The sequence below is a fragment of the Bacterioplanoides sp. genome, assembly GCF_965226395.1.
In the GTDB taxonomy this organism is placed as follows: domain Bacteria; phylum Pseudomonadota; class Gammaproteobacteria; order Pseudomonadales; family Oceanobacteraceae; genus Bacterioplanoides.
Genome location: NZ_OZ245358.1, coordinates 158,938 through 178,098, shown reverse-complemented (window position 1 = coordinate 178,098; position 19,161 = coordinate 158,938). Strand labels below are relative to the sequence as shown.

Annotated in this window: 16 protein-coding genes; all 16 read left to right on the top strand. The window is 43.2% G+C overall.

Features of this window, described 5'->3' with window-relative positions; all coding sequences use genetic code 11:
• Nucleotides 1–5 precede the first annotated feature (5 nt).
• The 16 genes from tssB (at nt 6) to ACO05E_RS00745 (ending at nt 19,110) form a co-directional block, all read left to right on the top strand.
• Nucleotides 6–494, top strand: a complete 489-nt coding sequence (gene tssB / locus ACO05E_RS00820) for a type VI secretion system contractile sheath small subunit (RefSeq protein WP_419811111.1) — start codon at nt 6–8, stop codon at nt 492–494.
• A 5-nt stretch (nt 495–499) separates the two neighbouring features.
• On the top strand, nt 500–1,978 hold the full coding sequence (gene tssC, locus ACO05E_RS00815) for a type VI secretion system contractile sheath large subunit (protein ID WP_419811110.1): 1,479 nt from the start codon (nt 500–502) through the stop codon (nt 1,976–1,978).
• 23 nt (nt 1,979–2,001) lie between these two features.
• Nucleotides 2,002–2,514 carry an Hcp family type VI secretion system effector gene (locus ACO05E_RS00810; RefSeq protein WP_419811109.1) on the top strand — a complete coding sequence of 171 codons (513 nt, stop codon included), beginning with the start codon at nt 2,002–2,004 and terminating at the stop codon, nt 2,512–2,514.
• Between the two features lie 98 nt (nt 2,515–2,612).
• Nucleotides 2,613–3,221 (top strand): type VI secretion system lipoprotein TssJ, encoded by a 609-nt coding sequence (tssJ, locus tag ACO05E_RS00805; protein ID WP_419811108.1) that lies wholly within the window; start codon nt 2,613–2,615, stop codon nt 3,219–3,221.
• 26 nt (nt 3,222–3,247) lie between these two features.
• Complete coding sequence (gene tssK, locus ACO05E_RS00800; RefSeq protein ID WP_419811107.1) at nt 3,248–4,624, top strand: type VI secretion system baseplate subunit TssK; 1,377 nt, start codon at nt 3,248–3,250, stop codon at nt 4,622–4,624.
• A gap of 9 nt (nt 4,625–4,633) precedes the next feature.
• The gene (locus tag ACO05E_RS00795) at nt 4,634–5,308 is read left to right on the top strand and encodes a DotU family type IV/VI secretion system protein (protein ID WP_419811106.1); all 675 of its coding nucleotides are present in this window, start codon (nt 4,634–4,636) and stop codon (nt 5,306–5,308) included.
• A gap of 1 nt (nt 5,309) precedes the next feature.
• Nucleotides 5,310–8,738: a type VI secretion protein IcmF/TssM N-terminal domain-containing protein gene (locus ACO05E_RS00790; RefSeq protein ID WP_419811105.1), complete on the top strand. Its 3,429-nt coding sequence runs from the start codon at nt 5,310–5,312 to the stop codon at nt 8,736–8,738.
• 9 nt (nt 8,739–8,747) lie between these two features.
• Nucleotides 8,748–10,436, top strand: coding sequence for a type VI secretion system contractile sheath large subunit (gene tssC / locus ACO05E_RS00785; RefSeq protein ID WP_419811104.1), 1,689 nt, complete (start codon nt 8,748–8,750; stop codon nt 10,434–10,436).
• A 49-nt stretch (nt 10,437–10,485) separates the two neighbouring features.
• Nucleotides 10,486–10,968, top strand: coding sequence for a type VI secretion system tube protein TssD (tssD, locus tag ACO05E_RS00780; RefSeq protein WP_419811103.1), 483 nt, complete (start codon nt 10,486–10,488; stop codon nt 10,966–10,968).
• Complete coding sequence (locus tag ACO05E_RS00775; RefSeq protein ID WP_419811102.1) at nt 10,968–11,381, top strand: GPW/gp25 family protein; 414 nt, start codon at nt 10,968–10,970, stop codon at nt 11,379–11,381. The genes tssD and ACO05E_RS00775 overlap by 1 nt, the downstream gene beginning before the upstream one ends.
• Nucleotides 11,382–11,474: 93 nt before the next feature.
• Nucleotides 11,475–13,160, top strand: coding sequence for a type VI secretion system baseplate subunit TssF (gene tssF / locus ACO05E_RS00770; RefSeq protein ID WP_419811101.1), 1,686 nt, complete (start codon nt 11,475–11,477; stop codon nt 13,158–13,160).
• Nucleotides 13,148–14,164: a type VI secretion system baseplate subunit TssG gene (gene tssG / locus ACO05E_RS00765; RefSeq protein WP_419811100.1), complete on the top strand. Its 1,017-nt coding sequence runs from the start codon at nt 13,148–13,150 to the stop codon at nt 14,162–14,164. Before tssF ends, tssG begins: the two co-directional genes overlap by 13 nt.
• Nucleotides 14,165–14,181: 17 nt before the next feature.
• The gene (locus tag ACO05E_RS00760) at nt 14,182–16,971 is read left to right on the top strand and encodes a DUF2169 family type VI secretion system accessory protein (protein WP_419811099.1); all 2,790 of its coding nucleotides are present in this window, start codon (nt 14,182–14,184) and stop codon (nt 16,969–16,971) included.
• Nucleotides 16,959–18,038: a pentapeptide repeat-containing protein gene (locus ACO05E_RS00755; RefSeq protein WP_419811098.1), complete on the top strand. Its 1,080-nt coding sequence runs from the start codon at nt 16,959–16,961 to the stop codon at nt 18,036–18,038. Before ACO05E_RS00760 ends, ACO05E_RS00755 begins: the two co-directional genes overlap by 13 nt.
• Nucleotides 18,039–18,064: 26 nt before the next feature.
• Nucleotides 18,065–18,676, top strand: coding sequence for a DUF3540 domain-containing protein (locus tag ACO05E_RS00750; RefSeq protein ID WP_419811097.1), 612 nt, complete (start codon nt 18,065–18,067; stop codon nt 18,674–18,676).
• Nucleotides 18,677–18,705: 29 nt separating this feature from the next.
• Nucleotides 18,706–19,110 carry a DUF4150 domain-containing protein gene (locus tag ACO05E_RS00745; protein ID WP_419811096.1) on the top strand — a complete coding sequence of 135 codons (405 nt, stop codon included), beginning with the start codon at nt 18,706–18,708 and terminating at the stop codon, nt 19,108–19,110.
• Nucleotides 19,111–19,161: the final 51 nt, after the last annotated feature.

Genomic DNA, 19,161 nt, shown 5'->3' with positions numbered 1-19,161 from the left:
CCAGTATGGCTAGTAATGGTAGTGTTGCTCCTAAAGAACGCATTAATATTTCTTATAAATCAAATACCGGTGGGGCATCTGAGGATGTTGAACTGCCGCTGAAATTATTAGTGGTTGATGACTTTACTGGTCGTGAAAGCGATGATGTTATCGAGGATCGTGAGCCGATTAATATTAATAAAGACAATTTTAATGACGTTGTTAAAAGTCATAATTTGTCGATGAGCTTTTCGGTTCCTAATGCTTTGTCTGAAAATAAAGACGAAGAAATTAATGTGAATCTGAAGATGGATTCACTGAAAGACTTTGGCCCGGCGCGTGTTGCTGAACAAGTGCCTGAGCTGGCAAGTTTGCTGGAATTGCGTCGTGCACTTCAGGCTCTTAAGGGGCCGTTAGGCAATGTTCCTGCTTTTCGTAAAACCATTCAGGCGATTCTCGAAAATGATGAAACGCGCGAGCAAATTATGAACGAACTGGGCTTGGGTGGGGAGTAACTGATATGACAACAGTAACCGAAAATGAAGTTGCAGGAAGCGTTGTAACAGAATCTGCTTCGCTGTTAGATCAGGTGATGCTTGAGACGCGTATGAATCCTGATGACGATGGCTTTGATACAGCGCGTCAGGGCGTTGAAGCATTTATTTCCGATCTTCTCAAAAACAACAAGAGTGTTGAGAAAATCGAAAAGAAACTGGTTGATGACATGATTGATGCGATTGATAGCAAAATCAGTTCTCAGCTGGATGAGATTATTCATGCCGATGACTTTAAAAAAGTTGAATCTGCATGGCGTGGTCTTCACTTTTTAGTTAACCGTACTGACTTCAAACAGAATATTCGGATTGAAATGCTGAGTACCAGCAAAGACGAGCTGATTGAAGACTTTGAAGATGCACCTGATGTTACTCGCTCTGGTTTATATAAGCATGTTTACTCGGCTGAGTATGGCCAGTTTGGTGGCAAGCCTTATGGCGCTATTATTTCTGGTTATTCTATTGATCCGAATGCTCAGGATATGCGCTTGTTGCAGGACCTTGCAGCCATTGGCGCTATGTCTCATGCACCATTTATTGCAGCAGCGGGTCCTAAGTTCTTTGGTTTAGATAGCTTTGAAGGCTTGCCGGCATTAAAAGACCTGGAATCCATTTTTGAGGGGCCGCAATACGCAAAATGGCAGAGCTTCCGTGAGTCGGATGATGCCCGGAATGTTGCTCTGACGGTTCCCCGGTTTATGCTTCGCTCACCTTATGGTGAAGATAATAAAATCAAAGAGTTTAATTATCAGGAAGGCATTGATAATAACTTTGGCAAGCTGTGTTGGGGTAACGCGTCTTATGCATTTGCTGCCAATATGTCTCGCTCTTTTGCTGAGTACCGCTGGTGTCCGAATATTATCGGTCCGCAAAGTGGTGGTGAGGTGCTGGATTTACCGGTGTATAAGTATGAAGAGAACGGTGAAACCCGCCTGTATAGCCCAAGTGAAGTAATGGTTTCAGATCGCCAGGAGTTTGAACTTTCTGAACAGGGCTTTGTTGGGTTGGTTGCTCGTAAAGGCACTGATAATGCCACTTTCTTCTCCGCAAACAGCTGCCAGAAACCTAAATTCTTTGGTAATAGCCCGGAAGGAAAACAGGCTGAAACGAATTATAAGTTAGGCACAGAATTGCCTTATCTGTTTATGATTGATCGATTAGCTCACTATATTAAAGTGCTGCAACGTGAGCATATCGGCAGCTGGAAAACCCGAAATGACCTTGATCGAGAACTGAACCAATGGGTTCGCCAATATGTTGCCGATCAGGATAACCCGCCACCTGAGGTACGCAGCCGGAAGCCGTTGCGGGAAGCAAGTATCGTTGTTACCGACGATGAAGGAAATCCAGGTTTCTATCGTGTCGAAATGAATGTCCGACCGCACTTTAAATATATGGGGTCGAGCTTCACTTTGTCACTTGCCGGAAAACTGGATAAAGAGTAAGTAAATTTTTAAGGAGATAGTCAATGGCAATTCCTGCTTATATGATAATTGAAGGGCAAAATCAGGGTGAGATTAGCTCTGGTGCATTGAGTGAAGATTCTGTTGGTACGGCGACACAGGATGGTCACGAAGATGAAATTATGGTTCAGGCCTTCCATCATCATGTGCCTCGTGGCACTAACGAGCAAAATGGTCAGATCACCAGTATGCCTGGTATGCGTCCAATGCAGATCACAAAAATGATCGATAAGGCGACGCCTCTGCTGCACAACGCACTGACTTCTGGCGAACAGCTGGACATCACCATTAACTGGTACCGTATTTCTGCCAGTGGTGAAGAAGAGTTGTACTATGTAATGGAAATGGAAAACGCTGTGCTGGTTGATATTGAAACCGTATTACCTAGCATCGGTGACCCATCTCAAGCGCATCTGGGTCATATGGAAGTTTTACATATTAACCCAGGCTCTATTACCTGGACCCATGAAGCTGCAGGCACCGAAGGTGCTTATCGCTTCGGTTCAACATCTGCCTGATTCAGCCTCTGGCTGACTCGAACTGGGGTTAATTCGTTACCCAGTGTTCGTGATAAAACCTGCGTCGTTGACGCGGGTTTACTTTTGCAGGACGCATTGTGAAATTATTTAATTTTTTAGGAAAGAGTACTTTCCTGCTGATTTTTTTTGCTTCGATTACCGGTTGTGCCAGTAAAACCATTCTGGAAGTGGCTCCGGAAGATTGGATTTACGAAGAGCGGGCTATTCATGTTCACGCCGCTGCGCCAGAAGATTTAAATGCCATCAGTGGCAGGCCTCATACCCTGATGGTCGGTATATTTCAACTTAATGACCCAAACACTTTTCAAGGGGTTTCCGCGACACGGGAAGGTGCGGTGAAACTTCTTAATGAAGGGCGTGTTGACGACTCAATAGCTCAATTTGATCGTTTGATCATTCAACCCGGAGAGAAAAAGGTTATTGCTCTCGATCGTGCTCAGGGAGCTATGTATGTTGGCCTTATTTCAGGTTATTTCGGCTTAAATACAGAGCTGGATATCCATACATTTGATATTCCGGTGAAGGAAGCTAAACGTGGTGCCGTTGATATTGTGTTATCTGGTGTTGGTTTAATCGCTGATGAAGCGCGTGCTGTTCCGGATGATATGTTTATTCGGGTTTCTTTGGGAAGAAAGAGTACCCGTGAAGTGAATGTCGTTGATAAAGAAGAAACGAAACTCTTTTAATTTTGTAGGTTGGCTGGAGTGTACTAATGGTTAAACCTGTTTTCTGGCGTCAGGGTATGTTCCTGCAGCCGCAGCATTTTCAATATGCGGAGCTTTCTCAAGCTGAAAATCTGAATAAAATTCGTGAATTCAGTCGCCCATGGTTTTGGGGTGTGTCTGAGCTGTCTCTGGCTAAAGAATCTTTGGCAACAAAGCATATTGATATTGAGAAAGCCACTCTGATTTTTCAGGATGGTGCAATGGTTGATACAGCATCAAATGCTGTATTGCAAGGACGTTCTTTAGCTGATGTTGACATTGATCCTGAGGAACCTTTGACGGTTTATATCGGAGTTAAGAAGCTCAGCTCTCTTGAAGCAAACGTGACTGTGGTACATAACGATGAAGATGTAGCTAAAGTCAGTACCCGCTTCTATACCAAAGCGGATCCTGAGGCGGTTAGTGATGTTTATCAAAACGATCAACAGGCCGAAGTACAATCATTGTTTTACAAGCTGAAAATAATTTTTGAGCATGAATTGGATGACCATGCAGACTATCTTGTTATTCCGGTAACACGAATTGCACTTGATGGTGAAAGACTGGTTTATGTAAAGCAATACATTCCACCAATGGTAAATATCGGTTCATCCGATATTGCAATGAGCTTGATTAAAGAGTTACGAGATGAACTTAGTGGTCGTGCATTTCAGCTAAACAGTATTGCTGATGCCTCGGCTAATAACTCTGCGGATCCAAATATCCTGCGTTATCGACTGGGCCTGCAGGCTTTGTCACGTTATGTTCCTCGTTTTTTGCATGTTTCAGAAACCACCTCTGTTTCTCCCTGGGATGTTTACGGTCAGATGAGAGAGTTGGTTGGTGAGGCGAGTATTTTTTCCCGGAATATTAATTTCCTTGGTGAAAATAAAGATGGTGAGTCTGAATTACCACCTTATCACCATGTTAATGTGTGGGAGTGCTTTAATGCTGCACGAACTCTTATTACTCAACTGTTGAATGAAATTTCTATCGGGCCTCAGTTTCTTGTTGAGTTTTCTCGTAATGAAACACGTTATCAGGTTGAAATTCCAAATGAATTTTTTGAGGGGCAGGTGGACTTTTATCTGATTCTCAATACAGAGTCGCCATGGTCAGATCATTCTCAGTCTTTCCTGACCACCGCAAAGCTAGCTGAGCCAGATATGGTAGATATATTAATTGAGCGCTCTTTGCCGGGGATTGGTGTTTTGCATATGCCAGGGCCGCCAGCAGGGCTGCCGAAGAAAAGCCATGCAAATTATGCCCGTATTGATGTTCATGATGAAAAATGGAGTCATGTAGCGAACAAGCAACGTCTTTCTTTAGTTTGGGATGAGGCGCCTGAAGATTTAACGATTGAGCTTGTTATTCTGAAAAAATAGGGAAGTGTAATGAGATTACTTGATCATTATCTCGAAAGCTTGTTGGCTGCTCGAAACCTGACAAATGCTTTGAGTACCGATGGTTCGTTAACGTCAGAAGAGCTTAAGAAAAAGTTCAGAAGCTGGATTGACAGAGCTCTGGCGACCATTGCGGCGTCTGGAACTGACGAACAGGTACGCATGAAGTCGCTGTTTCCGGTTGTTGCTTATATTGATGAGTTGATTCTGACTTCTGAGTGGAAAGACAGACACAGCTGGAAAAATGACTCTCTGCAGCGCCATTATTTTGATACAACAAATGCGGGCAGTGAGTTTTACGATCGCCTTAATTTGCTGAATCGGCAGGGGAGTGATAGTGAGATTCGGGAAATTTACCTGATGTGTATCGGGCTCGGTTTTAAGGGTAAGTACTTTATGCCTGAAGACCGACCAAGGATTGAGGAGGCCAGAGGATACAACTTATCACTTCTGTTTCCTGAAGATTCACTGGCAAATCTTGATGAAACTATTTTGTTTTCTCATGCCTACCAAAAAGATATGCGAGAAAATAAATTAATGAAAAGCCGGAAAAATTTACTGCCGGTGTTTTCTGTATTTCCTTTTGTTGCAGTGGCTGGTGCATTCTTATTCTATGCCGTTCAGATCAATGGATGGGTCTCTGACATTATTAAGTTAGTAAATTAATATGAAAACGTTTCTGAAAATTTTGCTTTGGATGTTTATCATCCTGCTGGTTTCATCGGTTGTTCTCAGTATTACCTACCTGCTTGAGCGGCCAATGATTGAGGGTGCTTATGCATTGGGGGCAATTTTCGGCCTGTGGCTGACAGTTGTTATTATCCGGAAGCTTATTATTCGGTACCGGGCGCGTAATCAGGTCAAAAGTATTCTAAATCAGGGTGAAGGTGTTAATGACTCTGATGATTTGGGGATGACGCCGGCTGAATTAAGTCGCTCGTTACGCTTTGGCTGGAACCGAACGGTTCGTGCATTAAAGCGTTCTCAACTGAAATTCCAGGGAGATCCGTTATACGTTCTTCCTTGGTACATGATTTTTGGTCGCCCAACTTCTGGTAAAAGCACCAGCTTACGTAATGCGAAGTTACTATTACCCTCCATTGATCTCTCCGAGAAGCAAGAAGGCTCTACGCTGAATATTGAATGGTGGCTTCATGAAGAAGGCATTGTGCTCGATACTGCTGGTCGTTATGCCGTACCTGATAATCTGGAGCGTGACCGTAAAGAGTGGACCCAGTTGCTCAATATGGTTGCAAAGCATAAACAAAAAGAGCCTCTAAATGGGGTTATTCTTGTTGTGGCTGCTAACCGGTTATTGGGAGCAAGTGAAGCTGAGTTGCTTGAAGAAGGCCGTCAGGTTCGTAATAGCATTAACCGTATGATGGAAAAACTGGAAGTGAAAGTGCCGGTTTACCTGATGGTGACGAAATCTGATTTGATTCCCGGGTTTTCAGAATGGGTAAATGGATTACCAGAAGACAGCAAAGTACAGGCGATGGGGTATCTTAATGATTCAGATTCTGGTGATTATGAGTCGATAGCAAATCATGCGCTGGATAATGTGACTGCCCGATTAAAAGACTTGCGTTTATTAATGCTGGAACAAGACAGTAATGTCAGTGATGATGTTTTGATGTTGCCAGTTGCAATGGAGCGTTTGCGTGCCGGCTTGCATACCTTCATTAAAACAGCATTGAAAGGTAACGCTTATCAGGAAGCACCGCCATTCAGGGGCTTGTACTTTTCTTCCAGTGTTCATGATGAACAGGGAAAAACAGTAGCAGATGGGATGTTTCTTCACGATCTGTTCACCAAGATCCTGCCATCAGATCGTAGCTTCCTTGTTAATTTGCCAAGTGCAGTGCGCTTCCGGCGTGCGATCAGTCGTTATGCCTTTGGTATCAGCGGAGCGGTGACCTTTGTTGCTCTGGTTGCTCTTTCTGCTTTGTTTAATCAAGACCGTGAAGCCCTTAACGATATTTATACGAATTACTCTTCCAGTAAAATTGATGTTTCATCTGAAAAAATGTCTATTGATTCCCGACTGGAAAACCTCTACCGATTAAAAGACCTGATTGAGTCATTGGAAGCGTATCAGGAAGGCTCAATTGTCCCATGGTCACTGATTTCCGGTAATGTAAATCCGGTGGTCGATCTGAAGGAAGAGTTTGTTCATGTTATGCAGAAGAGCTTGCTGGCGCCTTATGATAACAATCTGAAGGTAACGATTGATGCGCTTGAACGACGCAATATCAGTGCTTTAGCGGGAGGCTTGGTACGCCGAATTAATATTCTTCAGGATCGCCTGAATCCTCCAGAGGAGGAAGTTGGTGAAGATCTGCCTATTGGTAAAGACTATATTGCAGTTCAGGATTTAAGTGTTAGCTCAGATGCTTCTTCTTTATACAGTGAGCTTTATACAACCTATGTGGGGTGGAACCCTTCTCTGGTTGCCCTGAATGATGAAAAGATCAGCTTGCAATCAAAACTGTTGTATCTGATTAAGAATAATCATGGTGATTATTCCTGGATTGTTCAGTGGGCTGATTCTCAAGGGTTTGATTCAGTGCGTCTCAAAGACTACTGGGGTGGATCGATCACTCTGCCAGAACCTCCTGTTATTCAGCCTGCTTTTACCTTGAGTGGTTATGAATTCATTCAGAGTTTCCTTTCTGAGTTTCAGAGAGCAAACAGTGATGATAAGCAGCTGACGGAAATCAAACAGGACTTTGACCTTTATTATCAACGGGAATATATCGAAACCTGGTTATTGTTTGCCCGGAACTTTGATGAAGGTAAGTTCAAGCAACGAGATCGGGAGGAATGGTCTGCGTTACTGGATCGAATGGCAACATCCGATAATCCATATTTCCGCTTGATGGAAGACATGTATCAACAGCTTTCTCCGTTTGAAGATGCTGATTATCCATCGAAAGGCCAGCTCGCTTTATTTACGGAAATCCAATCATACTCTATTAGTGATGGTCGAAAAGGCAGAGGCAACAACCGACTGCTGAAGAAGGCATTAGGAAAACTGGGTAAGGCCGGTAAGCTGGCAAAGCAAGGCTTGAAAATTCATAAGAAAGCGACTAAGGGACAAAAAGATGATGCTGGAGACAGCGTATTAGATGATGCTGTAAAGTCAGTTGATGCTTATAAGCAGGCTTTGGCTGAAGTAGCATTCCGTGCGTCATCCCGCTCACAGTCGTTAGATTCAATCACGACGCTGTTTACTTCGCCTGATTCACCCGAAAAAGGCTCAGGGCCAGTTGCATCGGCATGGGGCTCTGTTAAAGACCTGCAATCTTTGGTCGGACGGCCTGTATCGAATACACGTTTATTCTGGCAGTTATTTACTGGCCCAATTGATACTGCATATGACTATATGCAACGCGAAAGCAGCTGCGAAATTCAGGATCGTTGGGAAAACAATGTACTTGCTGAATTGAGTGGTATTCCAAGGAATGAGCTTGGTAATGCAATTGTTGGGGAAGAAGGGCTGTTATGGAACTTTGTTGATACAGAGGTTGCTCCCTTTGTTTCCAAACGTTACAAGCGTGGTTATATCAAAGCAGATGTAAATGACCGGAGTTTGCAGTTGGATGATGCCTTCCTTGAGGTTGTTAATAAAGCCAGTGACGGTGCTTTTGTGGTGGGTAATGAGTTTGTTGTTTCGATGAATGCGCTGCCATCAGGCTCAAACCCGGATGCTTCTGTATCGCCATATGCAACGTTTATTGATCTGCACTGTAGCAGTGGTACGCAAACAATGGCGAATTATAATTATCCGACTCAACATAACTTTTTATGGTCTCTTGAAAACTGTGGTGATGTCAGTCTTCGAATTGATATTGGCCAGCTGATGCTGACTAAGGATTACAATGGCGTAAAAGGATTTGCTAAGTTCTTAACAGATTTCCACGGCGGACGTCGTGTATTTACTCCGGAAGATTTTCCTAATCAGCAGGCTCAGTTAGAAAATCTGAATGTTCGTTATATTGATCTGAACTATGAAATCGAAGGGCAGCGTCCGGTTATTCAAACCCTGGATACCGTTCCTCTTGATCTTCCTTCAACGATTGCTTATTGCTGGTAGGGGTTGAAAGTGGAAGCGATTACAGATCGTATTAATTTAACATTTTCTGATCATAATCAGATTGAGCGTGAATTGCCGATGCGCATACTGGTCATTGCTGATTTAACAGCAGATGACCGGTCTGAAGTTGTTGATATTGATGATCATCGATTGTTAAAAGCTGATGTTGGTGAATTGATGAGAAATTGGAATGTTTGCTTCAAGGCAAATATTCCTAATCATCTTCAGCCTCGTTTCGATGTCTTGCTTGAAATTGATTATCAATTGGTGAGTATAGATCAGTTTGTTCCTGATCAATTAATCAGAGATATTCCTTTATTAAATCGTGCTTCTCAGCTGTATCGATTGCTGACGGAAGAGAATGTTAAGCGTAAGGAAATTCAACCTCTGCTTGAGGAGTTTCAATATTCTGATTCAGAGTTTGACACTCAGGCTGATCGTTTACTGATACAAGCTGATCTTGAGCAAAGAATTCAGCAGCAGCTTAATGAAGTTCTGAACCATACAATTTTCTCTCAACTGGAGCAGAGTTGGAGAACGATCGACTTTTTACGCCGGAATACACCCGGTGATGAAAATATTGAAGTCATATTGTGGAATTCCAGTAAGAAAGCACTGACTGAAGATTTTGAAGATTCACCAGATATCACTCAAAGTTCTCTGTATGAAAAAGTGTATCAGCGGGAGTTTGGCCAGCTGGGAGGCAAGCCTTATACACTGATCGTAACTGACTTTGATATTGGAGAAAACTCACAGGATGTCGCTTTAATTAAGAATATGGCGGCTGTTGCGGCAATGTCACATTGCCCGGTAATCAGCAATGCCAGTGCTTCTTTGTTAGGTGTCTCTTCATTTTCAGAGCTGCCAACAATCAGAGATCTTGATGCTCACTTTGGGCAGCCTGCTTACGCTCGCTGGCAAAGTTTCCGCAGCAGCTCTGACAGTCGTTATGTTGCCCTGGCATTGCCTCGGTTTTTATTGCGTAGCCGCTATGAGAACTATGATTCAGGAGTACGCTTTAGCGAATCAGGGCCAGGATCTGTTAGCGGTGTTTGGGGGCCTTCATCTGTTGCTCTGGCAAGTGTATTTATTCGCAGTTTTGCGAAATACCGCTGGTTCGTTAATGTTACCGGTGATGAATATGGCCTGGTTGATGAAATATCGATTAAGGAATCAAATAGCCGTATTCGGAATATCATTCCTACAGAAGTAATGATTTCAGATAAAACGCTGCATCAGCTTACTCGCCACGGCTTCACTGCTCTTAGTATATATAAGCGTTGTCGCACAGCTGGATTCTCAGCGGTGCCTGCCTGTTTGAATTATTCAGATGATGAAACCAGTGGGGCTGATGATGTTATGAATCAACACCTGGATGGTCAATTACCTTTTATCATGATCAGTTGCCGCTTTTCTCACTATCTGAAAATCATGCAGAGAGAAAATATTGGCACCTGGCAAACCCGATCGCAAATTGAACAATCATTGAATTCATGGCTACGGCAGTTTGTTTCGGATATGGATAGTCCTTCTCCAGGCGTTCGTGCCAAGAGGCCTCTCAGAAGTGCTTCCGTCAAGGTTCGTGAGGCCGAAGGGCGGGGTGGATGGTATTTGATTCGGATAATATTGACTCCGCATTTTAAATATATGGGGAAAACATTTACTTTGAAAGAAAAAGGAAGGCTTGAAAAAGCCTGACGTTGCTGCATTTCAAAGTGAATACTATTGAAAAATTAAGGATTTCATTATGGCATTACCTGGATACGTAAAAATTGAGGCGGAAGAACAAGGGCTAATTGAAGGTGAATGTGTTCTCGAAGGACGAAAAGGCGCCATCATTGCCTATGCCTGTGATCATTCCGTTAAATTACCAACTGATAATCGTGGTTTAGTAAGTGGCAAGCGTATGCATATGCCAATCACGATTCTTAAAGATATCGATCGTACGACGCCAATGTTATACCAGGCTCTGAATGGTGGTGAATTACTGAATAAAGTGGTCATTGAATGGTATCGGATTGACAGTGCTGGTAACGAAGAGCTGTATTTTACCCAGACGTTGCATAACGCCCAGATTATTGCAGTCAATTTTTCTGTCGAATTTGATAGCGTTGGAGCTGATTCACGGTTAGGGCATATGGAGAAAGTTTCATTTATATACGACAGAATTTCGTGGGTTCATGAGGTTGATGGCATTGAATTTGAAGATAATTTCGGAGCTGATTCCTGATGGCTGGGAAGCGTTTGCTTAAACGTATTGAAGAGTGGCAGGCGGGTAAGAAAAGTACCGCTGACAGCTACGATTTACCGGATGAAATAGCGGCCGATATTGAGTTGCTTCTGAATACTCAGCGAGGCAACGTGTTAATTGATGAGAACATGGGGCTTCCTGACCTACGTAGTATGTTTCAGTCGCACTCTGGTGTTGATGTTGAGTTTCTGTCAGAAGAAATGGAATATCAAATATCTCATTATGAGAAAAGACTGGGTGGTTTTAAGCTGAAATATGATGAAAAAAATAGTACGGCAATTCGTCTGAGTTGGCAGTTTAATGCAAATGTTGAAGGCCTTTCGAATCAGGAAGTGAATGCCAGTATTTATATTAATATGGATGGCAGAGTTCAGGTTGAGCCTTTGGCTTAACTGAAAAACCTAAGTCAATCCGGGCTTTAAGCGAGCAATCTTGCTGGCGAGTAAAGGTTATAGACGAGCAAGAATTATAGGCGAACATGGTGCATGAAAACAGATCTTTATCAAAATGAATTAAGAGTATTGCGGGATGGAGCCCGGGATTTTGCTCGTAAGTATCCGGTGTTGGCGCCACATTTATCTGGCAGCAGTACTGATCCTGATGTTGAAAGGATTTTACAGGGTACTGCATTCTTAAGTGCAGGGATTCAGGAGCGTCTTGATAATGACTTTCCTGATTTTGCTCAATCAATATTACGTATTATTGCCCCTGACTATTTGAAGGAAATACCAGCAACAACAATCGTTGAATTCTCTCCGAGAAATATACTAAATAATCCGGTGACTATTGAATCAGGAAGTAAAGTAGATTCGAAGAAAATATCTGGTCGCAGCTGTCGATTTCATATCTGTCGCGATGTTGTCGTATATCCCCTGACGATAAGCAACTGTAATGTGCTTCATGAATCGAACGGGTCCAGTATTGAAGTTGCTATGTATAATACCAGTTTGGCGAATGCTGAACTGAGTTTGTCGGACCTTCCTCTGCATCTTTCTGGTGATTACGTTGTTGCCAGTCAACTTTATTATCTGTTGACAAAGCATGTTAAAAAAGTAGTTTTGGTTGCTGGTAATGATGAGTACAACCTGCCTTCGGATTGCCTGACTTCAGAAGGATGGAATGACACGTCATTGTTAGAGAATAATAGCTCTGACCTTAACGGATATCGAAGGGTTCAAGAGTACTTTATTAATAAGTTCAAATTTTTATTCTTAAATATTGGTGGGCTTGATAACATTGGTCGGCTGCCGAAAGTATTTAAGATCAAATTTGTACTTGATCAGCATGCGCATAATCTTAATATTGATAAAAGTAATGTTCGCTTATTTTGTGCGCCGGCTGTCAACTTATTTGATACGGATGCTGAGCCTATCGCCTTGGATCATAAGTCCTATGATATGCCAATCAATCCTGTTCGGAATTTGGATAAAAGTCTTACCATTAACTCTATTGTGAGTTTACATGGTCAGAGTCGTCGTTCATCAGAGAAGATGGAATATCAAAGCTTTTCGTTAGCTGCGAAAGAAACTGGAAATAATCCGGTTTATGAGCTAATCCAACATTACGCAGGTGTTAACGATCAAGACAATATTCTACGAGTCAGCTATCCCAACGATATGGATATGCCGCCCAGAGAAGTGCTGACGGCGAAGCTGAAATGCTCGAACGGATCTCTTGCCGGGCAACTGAAAGTCGGAGATGTAAGCGTCAATACGCCAGATATTCCGGATCTGGTTAGCTTGCAGAATGTGTCGACTATCAGTGAGTATATTGCTCCTGTCACGGGTGGGAGAACCTTATGGAAGCTTATTACACACCTGACGGTGAACTACTTGCCGGTAGCAAACCTTGATAACCTGAAAACTATGCTCAGTCTGTATAATCCAACCGAGCAAAGTGACACCCGAGAACATGCTGCTAATAAAAAGCGAATTGACTCTTTGCAAAGTCTTACCGAAGTGCCTGTGGAGAGATTGCAGAAAGGTTATTTGATCCGAGGCCGTAACTTGCAGATAGAAGTAGATGGTAGCAGCTTTGCAAGTGTTGGTGATTTATATTTATTTGGCGAGTTGTTATTTACTATATTTAGCCAGTTTAATGATATTAATAGCTTCTTAATGTTGTCTCTTACTAATATTAATAATGGAGAGATAATGCAATGGCAAACGTAAAGTCAATGGCGAAAATAAAGTCAGTGGCAAGTGTCGTCAGTGAGAATCTATCTGTTATAGAAAAAGATATTGTTGAAAATCATCAGGAATACGAATTTTTTCAGGTTTACAGGATTTTAGATAAAATTAATGCTTGTTATCCGGTTTCTCCGCGACGACCTGCAAGAACAATATCTGTGCGACCAGAGTTAGGATTAGGCTATAGCCAAACAGATATTAGTGATGTAATTGTTGCTGATAAGGAATCAGGTTATGAAATTATCACTCAGATATCTGGTTTATACGGTTTGTCATCACCCTTGCCGGATTTCTACAACGAAGAGCTTCTCGATAGTCATTGGGATGAGTTAGATGCACCGCGTGAGTTTCTGGATATCATTCATAGCCAGATGCTTCCTAAGCTTTATGATGCCTGGTCTCTATTCAAATTTAATTTTAACGCAGTAGAGAATGAGAAAAGTAACTACTGGCAGATGCTATACAGCCTGCTTGGTGTGGTCGATCATGAGCAAAACTCTTCTCTGGCACGTTTAAAACTCCGTTATTTTGGATTGTTTTCGAAAGCAGAACGTTCTGCAGCTGGGATAAAAGTGCTTGTTGAAGATTTTCTTGGCCTTGATGGGGTTAAGATCGAAGAATTTGTGATGAGAACGGTCAGGATTCCGGAAGCGCTGTGTTTGCGCTTAGGTAACAGTAATCATCAATTGGGAGAAACTGCTCATTTGGGGAGTTATATCCATGATCAAAATAATGCTTTTCGTATTCATACCGGAGTTATCGAACAACAAGAGTATTTTGCGCTGCGTAATGACCCTGACAAACTGGAGACATTAGCCCAACTGCTGATTACTTATATTAAGAAACCTTTGAAATTTGACCTTGTGTTTAATGTGCAAACACCAGTTTCATCAATGGTTTTGGGTCGTCAATGGCATCAGCTTGGGTGTGATTCGTATCTGCACCAGGAACCGACAACACGGAGTATTCATTATGCATTGGCTTAATGGAGTAGAGGTTTAAAGTGGAGGTCATTCAACCATTCGATCTGGAATCTGCTTATCGTACTTTGATGGTAGATGGGAAGTATTATGTTGTTTTAAGCAGCAAGTTATTTTTTTCACTTCAAGATGGTGAGCCATTAACAGGCAGTCAGGCTTATGAAACTTTAAAAGAGCAGGCGCTTGAATTTAATGATGAGATGTATCCTAAACTAAGCAGTGAATTTCTGGTTGTTGGTGAAGCTAAGGCACCAGCAGCGATTCCTGTCACAGCGATGGAATGCACTGTAAAACTGGCCGGACGAACCAAAGCATTGCAGGTTATAGGCGATCGCTATTGGCTGGGGGGTATCACTGGTGCCACTGAACCTGTGCCATTTAGCAGTATGCCATTAACCTGGCATAAAGCATTTGGTGGCCCAGATGTAAATGAAAATCCACTGGGGAAGGGTCGGATCGAAGAGGCGACAGAACTCGGTGAAAAGTTAGTTTCGTTACCTAATCTGGAGTCAACCGGCCAACGGATGACGGCTAAAAGGCAAATGATCAAACCACAGTCTTTTGCAGCAGTACCGTTTGACTGGCCACAGCGAAGTCAGTATCTGGGGACTTATGATGATGCCTGGAAGCGTGATGCTTTTCCGGGGTTTCCTGCTGATTTTAATTTTAAAGCATTCTATTGTGGTAGTGAGGATCAACGGTTTGATCATTATCTGACGGGTGGTGAGGCGTTCCAGCTAACCAACATGAATGCCGATGCTCCACAGATTCAGGGGGCTTTACCCGAGTTTCGTGTGCGTAATTTTGTAGTCGCAAAAGGGTTAAAACCAGAAGACATTCAAGTGTCTGATTTACAGGAAGTTCCGATGAGGCTGGACACGGTGGTGTTCTATCCGAATCGAGGGATTGGTGCACTTGTTTACCGGGGATCAGTGCCTTCAGAGACAATGGATGGCGAACACTTACAATATTTGCTGAGTGCTTATGAATCCAGATCACAAGAACCAAGAGCGACTGAGCATTATCAGAATTCTCTGGTAGGCAGGACACATCCTGATTTTAGTTTGCAATACTCATTAACGACTAAGGATCTGATTCCCGATGGCATTCCCTGCTCACTGGCTCGTCTGACTCAAGCAAAAGAAGAGCCGCCACAATTAATTGCCGAGAATATGAAAAACCGTGCACTGCGTGAAGAAGCAGAAGCGCGTGCTGGTGTCGAACAGCAGTTGGCTGGTATGTTGCAGTCTTTCAAAGACAAAGGTATGGATACAACTGCACTTGAGCAACACATTCAGCGCTCTATGTCTGGCTCAGAAAAAGATGAATGGCAATTAAAATTTGACGCTGTGCTGGAGAAATTAATTCCTGGTGCCAGCGATGCTAATGGCAAAGTCGATTTGCAGAAAATCGACTTCAGAGCGTTTGATGAACTCTCAGCTCTGAGTGAAGAATACGCACAATTTCAAAAGAACTCAGCGAAAAAAACCTTACAAGACCAGATTGATGAGTTGGCAGACTCGCCTCAGGTTCAGAAAGCCTTGCAGGAAGCGCTGACTAATATTGACCTGCCGCCGCAATTACCACGGCCACAGCACCCGGAGCAGATGTTAAAACAGCTGCGCGATGCTCAGCAGGCGATCAATAATCAGCAAGAACGTGCACGCTCAACAGGCATGATGTTGCCGGATATGCCGACGCTGGATCTGGATGATATTGAGCAGAAGCTATTTCAAAGTGCTGAGCAGTTGCGGGAAGCTTATCGTTTAGGGGCACATAGCATGGGGTTTGGTCGTCCTGTGTTAGATATCCAGCAACAAATGCAGGAGTTTGAGCGCCGTGTTGAGGCCGGGCTGTCACACCGGGGGCAAGATTATGCTGGATTAAACTTCAGTGGCAGAGATTTACGTGGTATTGATCTGAGCCAATGTTTTCTGGAGCAGTGCGTCTTTGATGAGTGTAACCTTCGCAGCGCTGACTTATCCGGTAGTATTGCGGTTCGTTGCAGCTTTATTAACAGCGACCTGAGCTTGGCAAACCTGAGCGCAGCAACAATTGGTGCATCCGATTTTAACAAAGCTCGCTTAAATAACGCTCAGCTCAATGAATGTGAGTACAGTGGTGCTGATTTTACGGAAGCGGATTTGAGTAATACTTGCTTGACGGTTATGAATTCATTGGATGTCACTTTTAAAGGATGCAACTTAACCAATACACAATTCGATCAACCAACATTTATTAATGCAGATTTTAGTCAGGCTTGTTTGTCTGGTAGCTCCTTAGTATCGGCCACCTTTATGAATTGTGACTTAATTGATACTGATTTTTCTCAATCAGATTGCAGTGCAGCTAACTTTATTGAATGCAATGCACAGGGTGGTAACTTTTCAGCCGCTATTCTTACCAATGCACGCTTCATGATGGAGACCTGTCTGGATCATAGTTCCTTTGTTAAGGCGGAACTCGAAAACAGTAATTTGCGTCAAGCGAGCATTGTTTCTTCAGATTTTTCTGAAGCTAATTTACGCTATGCTGATCTGAGTGGGGCTAAAGCAGATAAGGCTATTTTTAATGCAGCTGATTTACGTGAAAGCCAGTGTGTTGCGACCTGTTTTGTTAATGCGCAATTGAGTAACTGTAATCTGATGGAGGCCAATTTGATGCAATCTGATCTGCAGCAAGCCTCTATTCGTAATAGTAATTGTTATGCAACTGAATTTATGGCCGCGGTTGTTGGTAAAACTGACTTTTCAGGTTCCAATATGGATGCCTCAAAACTTGAAGACTGGAGACCTTCATCATGGCCGTTGTAATGCTCAATGCTGAGCAATTAGCCGATAAGATCCAGGCCGGACATGTATTTGATCAGGACGAGTTTCATCAGGCTGATCTGACCTCTGGTTATATTGGTGGAGGTATTTTTTCGGACTGTGTTTTTCAGACCTGTCATTTTGATCAAGCTGTTTTCGAACAATCGAATTTTATTCAGTGTCAATTTATTGATTGCAGCTTCAGTAAGTCGACGGTGAAAGAATGCAACTTCAGCCAGTGTTTATTTACCCGGGCCGACTTTTCTGGCGGGCATTTCGAGAATGTTAATTTTATCGAATGTGATATGAAGCAAAGCTGCTTTTCTGACTCCGTAATGGCCGATTGCAATTTCGTAAATGGCTTGTTTAATGACAGTGACTTTAATCGTTGTACTTTACCTTTTGCGGTATTTAATCAGTGTCAGTTAAACCGAACAACATTTATTGAATCAGAACTGGAGCGTACCGGCTTCATTGAGTGTGAACTTGAAGGCAGCAGCTTTCGCCATGCCAGGATGCAGCAGACACTATTTGAAAAGCCAGATCTGAGCGGTCAGGACTTCTCAGATATGTCGATGGTGATGGTGCAGTTTCGCTCAGCGGTGTTAAATCGCTGCAACTTCAGTAATTCTGATCTGACCCAAGCGTTTTTTGTTGACGCTCAACTACAGCAAAGCTGCTTTGATCATGTTACTGCTATTGGCTGTCAGTTTTATCAGGCCAACCTGGTCGGAAGTCAGCTACGTAAAGCTAACTTCAGTCAGGCGAGTGTTCAGCTGGCGAATCTATCGGCCTGTGATTTTACTGGTAGCGAGATGGTCCAATTACAAGCCAGCGAAACCATGATGCAAAATACTCAGCTCAAACAATGCAATTTGAGTTATGCCGATTTATCAAAGGCAGTTTTAAGTTATACCGACTTATCAGATGCCACCTTGTTGCGAACCAACCTGCATGCGGTAATTGATGATGGCGCAATTTGGTCTGGTAGTAGCAAATCTCAGGCTTTGCCTACTGATAAGAAGCGTGAACAAGCCGATTTATGGAAACCGGCTCCGGTTGCTCACTAACCCGGATGCTGTGAAGGAGTAAGTATATGAACCAAACTGATGTTTCCCCATTATTGCAAAGTATGCCACAACAGAATTTGCTGTTTGGTAACATCCAGGCGGTAACGGAGCACGGCTATGTTGTGCATCAGCATAACGCTGGGGCTGTGATGGCTCTTAAAGCATTTTCTTGTACTTTCCGCCCTGTGGTAGGCGACTGGGTCAGCTTTATACGTTCGCCAGACGGGCAGAATTATATTTTGACGGTATTGCGTCGTGAAGCCGGAGCAGTTGCTGAGATTGAATCCGAGACTGGGGTTCGTATCGCGACACCAGAAGCCGTTAGCATTCACTCTGATCGCCTTGAATTAGTGAATACTCATACTCAGATATCTGCTCTGGAAACTCAGCTGCAGGGCAAGTCTATTTCGGTCCATACCGAGCAGGCTGGTTTGTATGCTGAACAAGCTGAGTCGATGGTTGGCAAAATGATGGCTCGGATGCGTGACAGTATTCGTGTTATTGAGCGGCTGGAGCAGGTGCGTGCACAGGATCTGATGCAAAATGTTAAAGGCCTGTTTCTGCAGCGTTCAAAGCAGGCGGATATTTCTGCAGAAAAAGATGTCAAAATTAACGGCGACCGCATTCATATGGGTTAATCATATATTCAGCGATAAGGAGTTTACGAATGTTTGCTAACTGCTCTGTGGGTGGGATGAATAATGCGATTCCGGATGTGTGTTTAACACCTGTTGGTCCGGCTATTGTGCCAATCCCTTATCCAAATATTTCCATGTGTATGATGGCAATTCCACCAACGACTGCCATGAAAGTATTAATATCCGGGGGGCCGGCTCATAATCTGGGAACCAAAATTGCGTTAAGCAATGGTGATCAGCCTGGGGTTGCTGGTGGGGTTATGTCTAAGATGATCATGGGGCCAACTAAATACCTGATGGGGAGTACGGCAACTATGATGGGAGGTAAACCTGCTGCGCGATTAACAAGTATGACTGGGCAAAATGGTAATAGTATGAACGCAATTGGCGCAACGATTACCCCTTCTCAGGTAAAAGTTTTGGTATTGAAATAAATAACGATTATTTTCGAACCTTTCACGCTGATCTGGATGACTACATATAAT

What these genes read in the sequence shown, in the direction of transcription:
- ACO05E_RS00755 (WP_419811098.1), top strand. Translation starts at nt 16,959, where the DNA reads ATGGCCGTTGTAATGCTCAATGCTGAGCAATTAGCCGATAAGATCCAG.
- tssG (WP_419811100.1), top strand. Translation starts at nt 13,148, where the DNA reads ATGGCAAACGTAAAGTCAATGGCGAAAATAAAGTCAGTGGCAAGTGTC.
- ACO05E_RS00750 (WP_419811097.1), top strand. Translation starts at nt 18,065, where the DNA reads ATGAACCAAACTGATGTTTCCCCATTATTGCAAAGTATGCCACAACAG.
- tssF (WP_419811101.1), top strand. Translation starts at nt 11,475, where the DNA reads ATGAAAACAGATCTTTATCAAAATGAATTAAGAGTATTGCGGGATGGA.
- tssD (WP_419811103.1), top strand. Translation starts at nt 10,486, where the DNA reads ATGGCATTACCTGGATACGTAAAAATTGAGGCGGAAGAACAAGGGCTA.
- ACO05E_RS00810 (WP_419811109.1), top strand. Translation starts at nt 2,002, where the DNA reads ATGGCAATTCCTGCTTATATGATAATTGAAGGGCAAAATCAGGGTGAG.
- tssC (WP_419811110.1), top strand. Translation starts at nt 500, where the DNA reads ATGACAACAGTAACCGAAAATGAAGTTGCAGGAAGCGTTGTAACAGAA.
- ACO05E_RS00795 (WP_419811106.1), top strand. Translation starts at nt 4,634, where the DNA reads ATGAGATTACTTGATCATTATCTCGAAAGCTTGTTGGCTGCTCGAAAC.
- ACO05E_RS00775 (WP_419811102.1), top strand. Translation starts at nt 10,968, where the DNA reads ATGGCTGGGAAGCGTTTGCTTAAACGTATTGAAGAGTGGCAGGCGGGT.
- ACO05E_RS00790 (WP_419811105.1), top strand. Translation starts at nt 5,310, where the DNA reads ATGAAAACGTTTCTGAAAATTTTGCTTTGGATGTTTATCATCCTGCTG.
- tssB (WP_419811111.1), top strand. Translation starts at nt 6, where the DNA reads ATGGCTAGTAATGGTAGTGTTGCTCCTAAAGAACGCATTAATATTTCT.
- tssK (WP_419811107.1), top strand. Translation starts at nt 3,248, where the DNA reads ATGGTTAAACCTGTTTTCTGGCGTCAGGGTATGTTCCTGCAGCCGCAG.
- ACO05E_RS00745 (WP_419811096.1), top strand. Translation starts at nt 18,706, where the DNA reads ATGTTTGCTAACTGCTCTGTGGGTGGGATGAATAATGCGATTCCGGAT.